This is a genomic window from Companilactobacillus mindensis DSM 14500 (assembly GCF_001434275.1).
Taxonomy (GTDB): domain Bacteria; phylum Bacillota; class Bacilli; order Lactobacillales; family Lactobacillaceae; genus Companilactobacillus; species Companilactobacillus mindensis.
Window position 1 is genome coordinate 1 of record NZ_AZEZ01000060.1, and the last position, 8,866, is coordinate 8,866.

Genomic DNA, 8,866 nt, shown 5'->3' on the forward strand with positions numbered 1-8,866 from the left:
TGATTATCAAATGAATTTATATTATTTCATATGACAACCACAAAGGGATTATCGCACAAAATCAGTTGGATGGTCTATTTTTATTATTATTGTAAACAAAATATCGAATCATTAGATCTAAAATTTTAATACTACTAATGTAAAACAAATAGAAAACCGTTTAGTCTGGAATGGAATTCTGGTGGATGCTCAGCCGTGGTAGTCTCTTGGCTGGCGTCCTTTGCCAGGTTAGAGACAGACAAGCTTAGAGACAATTTGAACTGTAATTGGCTCTAAGTTGCTCTCACTGCGTTCCAGCGTCCACCAGAATTTCATGGAAGACGGCAGTGAACAACCAAATTTGAAAAGGAACCACTAAAGAATCAGTGGGTATTTATTTTTCTAAACGGAAAGCGGTTGCAATTATCGGTTTGTTTCGATAGAGTGGACAAGTAAGCTTAAAATTGAGAGGAATTTAAAAATATGTATAAAATGATTGTCTGTGATCTTGATGAGACGTTAATGAATGATGATGGGACTTTGTCTGCTAAAAATGCCGAAGCCATCCAAGCTGCTACTGCTAAGGGAGTTTATTTCGTACCTAATTCAGGTCGAAGCTATACTTCATTCCAAAATGATTTGGAAGCTATGCACTTGCGGGACCAACCTAAACAATATTCGATTTCTTACAATGGTGGTTTGATTTCGGAAAATAAAGGGAACCGTCCTATTGCTATCAATGCGATGCCATTTGAAGTTGCTAAAGCGGTTTTTGAGGCTGGTGCCAACAACAAATTAGCTGCAACTCACGTCTATACGCAAGATAAATTGTACATTTATCATCCTATTGAGATCGATACTAAGTATTTGAATAACCGTGGGGCTGAATTTACTGAAATGAAGACAGCCGATTTCGACCAATTCAAAGATATGAATGTTATGAAAGTTATCATGGCATTACCTACGATCGAGGAACGAAAAGAAATGCGTCGCGTCGTTGAATCGCAAGTTGACCCTAAGAAGTTGGCGGTGACTTTCTCATCTGGCCGTTACGTTGAATTCAATCCAGCCGGGATCGACAAGGGGAGTGCTTCAATTCAATTAGGAAAACTGCTCGGTATCAAACCTGAAGAAATTATCGCTGCCGGCGACAACAGTAATGATTTGCCAATGTTGAAAGTAGTTGGTTTGCCTGTCAGTGTAGCCAACGGTATTGATGTGGTTAAAGAGAATGCTAAGTATGTGACTGAAGCTGATAACAATCACGATGCTTTAGCCGAAGTTATTAATAAGTTTATTTTGTAAAAACTTTTGAGAGTTCAGTTTAGACTGGGCTCTTTTTTGTTGGGCAAAAGTAAACAGAAGGCACAACCAATCAAAAGCATGATAGCCACGAGATAAGCCGTTTGGGAATTGATAAGGTTGTAGATCAAAACTAATCCGATACTGCCAATGGGAATAGACATGACAGCTAATGAATCCAATAAGCCACTGAGACTGCCGACGATATCAGCGTCAGCGACTTTTAATAAACTGGCCATTATCTTGGGATTAGCTTGCCCCATGCCAAAGCCACTGAGTCCTAATGTGATCAAGATTATCCAGAAATTTTTCCAGAACATTAAGTCAGCGAATAGAAGTCCTAGAGAAATAATCGATAACAGCATTACTAACTTGAAAGATAATTTTTGGAAAAAGCCAGTATGAAGAACGCTACCTAATATAGTACCAGTGACCAAAACAATATTGATGATCAAGATGCTGACGCCAAAATGAAAAGGTACGGCGGACTCATCGTCAATCAAAAATAAATTGATAATGGCGTCTAAACTGGCACCAACGGCGTTTAATAATAAAATGCTAGTCAATAATTTTCCAGCCTTGATTTGAGAACTAGCTTCAAGTGCTACGCGGATTTCTCGGAGCATCTTTTTAAAATCACGTGTGGGTGCTGCAATTGGTTGTAATTTAAGGGTTCGATAACCACTTAACAAAACGAATCCGGCGATAAAGAAAGACAAAGCATTGAGGTAACCGGCCATCTGATAGTCATGATTGATGGCTAGAAAACTAATACCGATAGCTTGGCCAACGACTTGCATCAATGTAGCAATTCCCGAATTGATCCCGACGGCTTGTTCTTGAACGTCAGTAGGGACTTTATTTTGGATAATTGGCATACGCAATCCGGAACTATACATACCCAAGAGATCAGAAGAGACATTGATCAAAATAATTATCATCAGTAAAAAGACTTGTTTACGATTGATCAACTGGGCCAAGACAAGATATAAAATCCCTTGAATAAACTTAGTAATGATTAACCAAAGTCGTTTGTCAGCTGTTCGGTCCGCAATTTGTCCGGTAAGCATTCCTAGAACACCAGGTAAAACGGAAGCTACCGAAACGATTGAGACCATAATATTAGCGTGTACGAAACTTTTAGCGTAGATCAAGAGAATAATGTTAAAGAGGCTAGTACCGATTGTTTCAAAGAAGTCAGCCCCAGTAATAGTTAAGAATACCCGATTATTTAAGAGTTTTTTCATAAGTTCACCTTCATATAAAAATAATATAACGTTTAAATTAATTTAAATGATAAACAGAGTTTAAACGTTGGAATTTATTTTGTTAATTATTTAAAATGTAAATGAGGTGAGAACAATGTCAAAAGTTACCGTTAGTCAATTCGCCAAATTGATGGTCGATCCCAAAGTGGAGAAGATTATTAAAGCTACTCAAGATGAAAAAGGGATAACGCCCAAACAAATTTCTGCCGCAACGAAGATCCCGACCAATCAGCTGTATTACACATTAAATAAAATGTTGAACGCCGACATGTTGAAGGTCGTCAAAGAAGTTCAAGTTAAAAATTTGACGGAAAAGTATTATTCGAGTGCTCAATTAGGTAAAGTTTCCGAACTTGGTCAGGGAGAAAATAGTCCTGAGAATGGGATGATGAACCTTTCTGATGATTGGATCAAAGACCATAACCAAGAGGTCATTCAGTGGGCTATGTTGCGTAATCACGAATTTATTGAAACGCTGCAAAAAGAAACAACGAAAAAAAATCCCACAGCCTTTTTAGTAACTAGTGAATGGGAGCTTTCAGAAGCGGGCGAAAAGAGAGTAAAAGATGATTTATTTAAAGTGTTAGATAATGCTGAAAAAAATGATCCTGATCCCGAAAACAAGCAAAAACATACCGTTAAATTACAACTTGAAAAATGGAATAGGTAATATATTTATTTGTCAAAAATATAAAAACTTCGATAGAGTTATAAATTGTCAAATCGTCTATAAGCACCGACAATGGACTTGAAAATTAATAAATCAGATGAGGTTGGCAAAGACATGAGATACGTAATCGGTGCAGTTGCTGTTATTTTAGGTTTGGTCCAATTATTCTATACGCGAAAAGCCATGGCAAATTTGCAAGTTAGAGGCGATAAGAATACATCGCCGTTTGTTATTTATGGTTACTGGTCTAGTTTCGTTGTGGGAGCGATTTTGATAATTTTTGGTGTCGGTTTTGCGCTCCAAACAATGTGAGAAAAAATTTTTGTATATGAATAATTCAGTATTTGGTTATATGAGAATTGCAGTACAACGCCGTTTCAACTAATGGGATAATACAGCTCAAAGGTGGAACGACAATGAAAAAAACACTCATAATACTTTTAGCTGCATGTCTGGTTTTACCATTATCAGCTTGTGGTGCGAAGGAAAAGGTTACAACTATTCAAAATACTGAAGAGATTCAAATGAATAAAATTGATTGGCAAAAGAATGTCAATGACTTACCAATCGTCGAATTTTCGGGATACACTGAAAGTCCTGGCTTTATTGCTCACTCGATGAGCCAGTTGAAACAAGCTAATAAAGCTGTCGTTAAAGGAACTGTTTATAATTTAGTTAAAATGGATAGCCCACACAATCGGGCATATACCAAAGTCATTTTTCATATCGATGAAGTCATCAGTGGCGATAAATCCTTACAGGATAAGACCATCAACTTGGCGATGCATGGTGGAGTGACAACTTCAAATAGTTGGTATTTCAACAAGAATCAAACGCGTGAAGCCAATCATGACATAATGGTTCAGTATAAAGAATCGCCGCCGCCTCAAATCGGTGCACAGATGATCATTGGTATCAATCCAACTGATAAAAAAGCGCCGACGGAATATGTTAAGGCTTTGAAGAAGAATCATTTTGACTTCAATAAGACTTACGACATTGGTATGCCATTGTTCAATACGTGGATCAAAAATCCGGATGCCAAAAAATATATTCTCAATAATCCAGAAGCTGATAAAAAATTAGCCGATGATTCAGCGATGAAACAAGGAATGGATAAATTGACGGCAGAATTGAATAAGCAATTCAATAATAAAGGTCAAAATCAAACTCGATAATAAATTTTAATAGGACAATTATTTTCGTTATTGGAAATATCTTTATATTTTTATAACTAAAAAAGCTTTGAATTTAGTATTGAAACCCACTAAATTCAGAGCTTATTTTTTTACTTAGAATAAAATTCATTAAAGACAGACCTGAATTATTCATAGAATTATAAGAGTTTATTGAGATTCTATACTCCGATTGGATTCAAACCAATCGATCCTAAAGAGTATGATTATACCAATGAAATGGCGCAATTAGATAAGGCCGATAATAGTTTGGGGAATTCATCGACTAGTTTATATTCGCAAAACAACTCTAATTCAACTGTTAGTACTTATAGAACAGATGCCCCAGAATATCAAAAATAATGTTTTATTATCTAATACGGATTCGTGGCGAAGATAAAGGATAAAGCCCTTCAAAAGATTGATAACCGGCAATAGTAAATGTTTTATGTAATACAGGTAATCAGTATAATTTTAGATATAAAATGTATAGAAGATATTAGATTCCAAAAAGAAGGTGTAAAAAAATGAATTACGTACAAAATATTCGAAAATATTTAGGCCATCAGCCAATCATATTAAACGGAAGTTGCGGACTGATCTTTAATTCAGAAGGCAAACTATTATTACAACAACGCAATGAACCTCAAAAACGTTGGGGCCTAGTCGGTGGGCTGATGGAATTGGGTGAGTCGACCAAAGAGGTCATGATTCGAGAGATAAAAGAAGAGAGCGGCATGACAGTTGATGTTTCTAAATTACAGTTATTGGATGTCTATTCTGGCCGTGAAAATTTTGCGATGGCTCCTAATGGTGATGAATTCTATGCAGTGATCACGGCTTATATTATTCGTGATATTACTGAAGTGCCGGTTATCAATGATAATGAGTCCTTAGATTTTGAATGGTATGACTTGAATGATTTACCAAAAGAAATTGTGGCGGATCATAAAATTGTTATTGATGATTATAAGAAAAAATACATGGCCAACTAAAAAAAGCTTATCGACCAAATCAGTCGATAAGCTTTTAAAATTCAATTATTATTTGTTGATGTGAGTAGCAAAGTCAGCAACGTATTCTGAGTTGTCTTTCAAGTTAAGACCACTGTTCAAAGTTGTGTCTGTGATCCAAACATATTGGTTAGTAGCAACTTGACCCCAGAATGAACCGTACTTGTTAACGACCAATTTGTTGATCTTCCAAGCAGAACCTACTGGCAAAGTTGAACCGTATGAGTTTGTTTCAGGATTGTAGACGCGTTGTGCTTTTGTCAAAGTAGCAACTAAACCGTCACCAGGCATTGGTGTCTTGTAAGTGTTGTTTGTAGTTGTTGTAGTTGTAGCTTCATCAGTCATATCTGAAGCTTTGACCCATTCGTTAGTAGCAACTTGGTAATAAGAAATACCGTTGACAGTCATTGTCTTGCCGACTTTCCATTTAGAACCAGCTGGCAAAGTAGCGTTGATGGCAGCAGCATTATTATCAACTAATGTTGTTGTAGTTTTAACAGTCATTGTCTTACCAACGTTTTTGGAAGCATCGTCAGTAGTAGTTGTTGTTGTGGCTGTAGTATCAGTGATATCAGTCAAATCTGAGGCAGCTACGTATGTGTTAGTAGCAACTTGATAATATTCAATATTATCGACAGTGATCTTCTTACCTAACTTCCACTTGCTACCAGCTGCTAAAGCTCTAGAACCAGCGGCTTCACCATTGGCATCGTATGTAGGTGTCAATTTGATAGCTGTTCCGACAGTATCGGCTTTCACATTGTTTGTTGGTAATGAGTTCAAAGCAGCAGGGGCTACCATAATAGCCACAGCGATGGCTGCAAAAATTTTGTTCTTTCTCAAAATTGCATCTCCTCAAAGATTAATCCGTGTATATTTTTTATACAAGATAACAATACCATTTTATTAATAATAATCATGCCAAAATCGTAAATTTCATAAAATAAATGTTATTTTGAAAATTATTTATAAACAACTTCGAATTTTTCGCAGAGGACAGGAATATTGTCATGAAATTCTTTACCTAAATCAGTATATTCCTTTTTAAAAAAGTTGATGTGAACTTGACGCCAATGCTCCAATGTTCTGGGACCTTCGCCTTCGTTGTATGCGTGTTCAGCGGAAACTTCCATCAAAGGGCAACTCTTAACTTCAATTTCTTTGATGATACAAACGGGTTGATCGTGACCGTTAAGAATAATACTGTAGGCTCCCGTCTTAGGCATAACTTCACCAGTAATTGCGTAAAGGTCGAGTGCGGAAGATGTAGCTGTTTTGGTTCCGTCTTTGATCAATTGTGCCAACTCATCATTAGTCTCGATGTCGCCAGGAAAGCCTAATGCAAAGTCGTCGTGTTCGTTGGTAGTGACTTCAGGATGTTGTGAACGAAAATTATTCCAATAGGTTTTTGTATCCATAATTGATGTACCTCTCAAATATTATTAATAATTTAATTATATTCAAGAACAGTTATAAATGTCATCAATAAACAAATTATTGATGTTAGAATATAGATTCAATTCAAAACAATTAAAGGGGACAGTTATGAAAAAAATATTTAGTAATCCGTTGGTAATTGGATTCATTTTGTTAGTCATCTTTAGAATAGGCTTACTGATTTTTGTAGGACCAATGCGAGATGGTAATTTCTTGATTTTAATGATCGTACCATTCATATTCTTTTCAGCCTTAGCGTCTTTGATCAAATATCTGCTACGTAGGTCCAAGCTGTTGACTAAATAGTTATTTGTAGAAATCGGATATATTAGTTATTATTGGAATAAACGGTCAAGAAAAGGATAAAACTAATGTCTAAAAGAGTCGATATAAATAAAATAATAGATACCTTTAGTAACAGTTTTGAATTTACGAGATTGTCAGATTATCGGGAACCATTTATAAAAGATACCATTGGGCAATTTTACATGATGATGAGAGATTCAGGCTATGGAGATATCACCGAATGGGATCAAAAGCTCATTTTTGATCTACTATTAGCACTGACTGATCAAGCATTTAGTGATGAAGACAGTCAATCTGTTGATGTTTTAATGCATTTTGTCATTATAGTGCGTGCGTTTCTCGACTTTTTGATCAGTGATGGTAAATTGCCAATATCAGAAACCGATTTGGACAAAGTATTTGATGAGTATGCAGCTGAATTGGGAAGAATGAATGAACCCAATCAAGAACAGTTGTATGAAGATCCTAATTTGCCACAGTGGCGAGAATATATTGCTCAAGATATTTCTAATTATACAAACGAATGGGCTGATGCATATATTGAAAGTGCTGCATGGAATAAACGTTCTCAAGGAGTTACGGAGTCGATTCTCAAAACAGCTTTAGGGGCAATGACAGATTATATTTATAATGTTTATCGTAAAACGCCCAAGACTTGGACTAAGAAGGCCATTAATGGGACATTGACGACTTATTTTGTCAGTAATGTTGGTTTCGATGAAACAGACTATCAATATATCGTTCCAGCCTTATCAGGTTTATTGACTTATGTATCCCGACAAGGTTGGTTAAACGAGCAAAGAGCTGATAAATTCAAAAAATATTTAGCTGCATCAGAATCTAAGATGATCGAGTTGTCAAAAGATTCTCAGAATTTTAGTGATTCAAAATTGATAACTTTAAAAATGCTAGAAGAAGGAATCGAGTTAGAAGATAAAGCTGCTGTTCAAGCATATATCGATGTGTTAAATAAGCAAGGTGGAATTGATTATTTACGTGAGCTTGCTAAAGATACATCTGAAGTAAAGGATCCAGAAGAAACAGATATTCGAGACGATAAAGAGATAGCTGAGTTTTCTGATCCAGATCCAGAACAGAATTATTTGAAAGCACCTCATGTCCGTAAAATTGATTATCAAACTTGGAATCGTAGAGTGGCTATTAAAAACCATACTTTGGGAGTGCAATATGGAACAAAGTTGTTATTGGAACGCAAACGATACGATGTACCAACTCAAGCAAATTCTGAAGATATAATATTGTCCGTAGTACAATTTGTTGATGTTTTGTATGCGCAACATTTAGAAAAAATTTCAGAATGGTCATTAAATGCATGGCGAGAATTAAATAATTGGTTAAAACAGAATCAAACTGAAGAACAGCATGATCGGACTATTAAATTATTGGTCTCCTTAATGAACCTGTTGGCACATGAAGAGGTATTATCTGCGGATAAGGCCAATGGTATAATTGCCGTTTTACAAGATAAAGTTATTCCATTGGATAAGAAACATCGGAATAATCATTAATTACTCATATATACTTACAATAAAAATCGTCACTGCTTTTGGAATCTATTTCCCAATGAACAGTGACGATTTTTTATTTTTAAAATAATTGGCGGAATTCCCATGACTTTAGTCGTGGGATGGATAGCCTATTTTTTGTGATTTTCGGTTGCTACAAGAACGCAAGTTCGTATATACTGATGCCATA

Annotated in this window: 11 protein-coding genes; 8 read left to right on the forward strand and 3 right to left on the reverse strand. The window is 35.8% G+C overall.

The annotated features are described in order from the left end of the window. Positions 1 to 462 precede the first annotated feature (462 nt). The gene (locus FD29_RS05550) at positions 463 to 1,284 is read left to right on the forward strand and encodes a Cof-type HAD-IIB family hydrolase (protein ID WP_057887960.1); all 822 of its coding nucleotides are present in this window, start codon (positions 463 to 465) and stop codon (positions 1,282 to 1,284) included. Between the two features lie 14 nt (positions 1,285 to 1,298). Here FD29_RS05550 and FD29_RS05555 read toward each other — a convergent pair whose 3' ends face one another. Then, the gene (locus FD29_RS05555; RefSeq protein ID WP_057887961.1) at positions 1,299 to 2,528 is read right to left on the reverse strand and encodes an MFS transporter; all 1,230 of its coding nucleotides are present in this window, start codon (positions 2,526 to 2,528) and stop codon (positions 1,299 to 1,301) included. A 115-nt stretch (positions 2,529 to 2,643) separates the two neighbouring features. Here FD29_RS05555 and FD29_RS05560 point away from each other — a divergent pair, with 115 nt between their 5' ends. The 5 genes from FD29_RS05560 to FD29_RS05580 all read left to right on the forward strand — a co-directional run bounded on the left by FD29_RS05560 (position 2,644) and on the right by FD29_RS05580 (position 5,389). After that, positions 2,644 to 3,219, forward strand: coding sequence for a helix-turn-helix domain-containing protein (locus FD29_RS05560; protein ID WP_057887962.1), 576 nt, complete (start codon positions 2,644 to 2,646; stop codon positions 3,217 to 3,219). Positions 3,220 to 3,333: 114 nt separating this feature from the next. Then, positions 3,334 to 3,531, forward strand: coding sequence for a hypothetical protein (locus FD29_RS05565; protein ID WP_147007979.1), 198 nt, complete (start codon positions 3,334 to 3,336; stop codon positions 3,529 to 3,531). Positions 3,532 to 3,635: 104 nt separating this feature from the next. Further along, a complete protein-coding gene (locus FD29_RS05570) occupies positions 3,636 to 4,397 on the forward strand; it encodes a hypothetical protein (protein WP_057887964.1) in 762 nt (253 codons plus the stop codon). Positions 4,398 to 4,568: 171 nt separating this feature from the next. After that, positions 4,569 to 4,757: a hypothetical protein gene (locus FD29_RS05575; RefSeq protein ID WP_057887965.1), complete on the forward strand. Its 189-nt coding sequence runs from the start codon at positions 4,569 to 4,571 to the stop codon at positions 4,755 to 4,757. A gap of 164 nt (positions 4,758 to 4,921) precedes the next feature. Next, entirely contained in the window at positions 4,922 to 5,389 is a 468-nt protein-coding gene (locus FD29_RS05580) for an NUDIX hydrolase (RefSeq protein WP_057887966.1), read from the forward strand. A 48-nt stretch (positions 5,390 to 5,437) separates the two neighbouring features. Here the strand turns inward: FD29_RS05580 and FD29_RS05585 are convergent, their stop codons facing one another. Continuing rightward, positions 5,438 to 6,250 carry an SLAP domain-containing protein gene (locus FD29_RS05585; RefSeq protein WP_057887967.1) on the reverse strand — a complete coding sequence of 271 codons (813 nt, stop codon included), beginning with the start codon at positions 6,248 to 6,250 and terminating at the stop codon, positions 5,438 to 5,440. Positions 6,251 to 6,369: 119 nt separating this feature from the next. After that, complete coding sequence (locus FD29_RS05590) at positions 6,370 to 6,825, reverse strand: ASCH domain-containing protein (RefSeq protein ID WP_083477784.1); 456 nt, start codon at positions 6,823 to 6,825, stop codon at positions 6,370 to 6,372. Positions 6,826 to 6,952: 127 nt separating this feature from the next. Between FD29_RS05590 and FD29_RS11400 the strand changes: the two genes are divergently transcribed. Further along, positions 6,953 to 7,150 (forward strand): hypothetical protein, encoded by a 198-nt coding sequence (locus tag FD29_RS11400; protein ID WP_147007977.1) that lies wholly within the window; start codon positions 6,953 to 6,955, stop codon positions 7,148 to 7,150. Between the two features lie 65 nt (positions 7,151 to 7,215). Then, positions 7,216 to 8,679: a hypothetical protein gene (locus tag FD29_RS05600; RefSeq protein ID WP_147007975.1), complete on the forward strand. Its 1,464-nt coding sequence runs from the start codon at positions 7,216 to 7,218 to the stop codon at positions 8,677 to 8,679. Positions 8,680 to 8,866: the final 187 nt, after the last annotated feature.

Bases quoted from the DNA above. Each gene is read 5' to 3' on its own strand.
- FD29_RS05550 (WP_057887960.1), top strand. From the start codon at position 463: ATGTATAAAATGATTGTCTGTGATCTTGATGAGACGTTAATGAATGAT.
- FD29_RS05555 (WP_057887961.1), bottom strand. From the start codon at position 2,528: ATGAAAAAACTCTTAAATAATCGGGTATTCTTAACTATTACTGGGGCT.
- FD29_RS05560 (WP_057887962.1), top strand. From the start codon at position 2,644: ATGTCAAAAGTTACCGTTAGTCAATTCGCCAAATTGATGGTCGATCCC.
- FD29_RS05565 (WP_147007979.1), top strand. From the start codon at position 3,334: ATGAGATACGTAATCGGTGCAGTTGCTGTTATTTTAGGTTTGGTCCAA.
- FD29_RS05570 (WP_057887964.1), top strand. From the start codon at position 3,636: ATGAAAAAAACACTCATAATACTTTTAGCTGCATGTCTGGTTTTACCA.
- FD29_RS05580 (WP_057887966.1), top strand. From the start codon at position 4,922: ATGAATTACGTACAAAATATTCGAAAATATTTAGGCCATCAGCCAATC.
- FD29_RS05590 (WP_083477784.1), bottom strand. From the start codon at position 6,825: ATGGATACAAAAACCTATTGGAATAATTTTCGTTCACAACATCCTGAA.
- FD29_RS11400 (WP_147007977.1), top strand. From the start codon at position 6,953: ATGAAAAAAATATTTAGTAATCCGTTGGTAATTGGATTCATTTTGTTA.
- FD29_RS05600 (WP_147007975.1), top strand. From the start codon at position 7,216: ATGTCTAAAAGAGTCGATATAAATAAAATAATAGATACCTTTAGTAAC.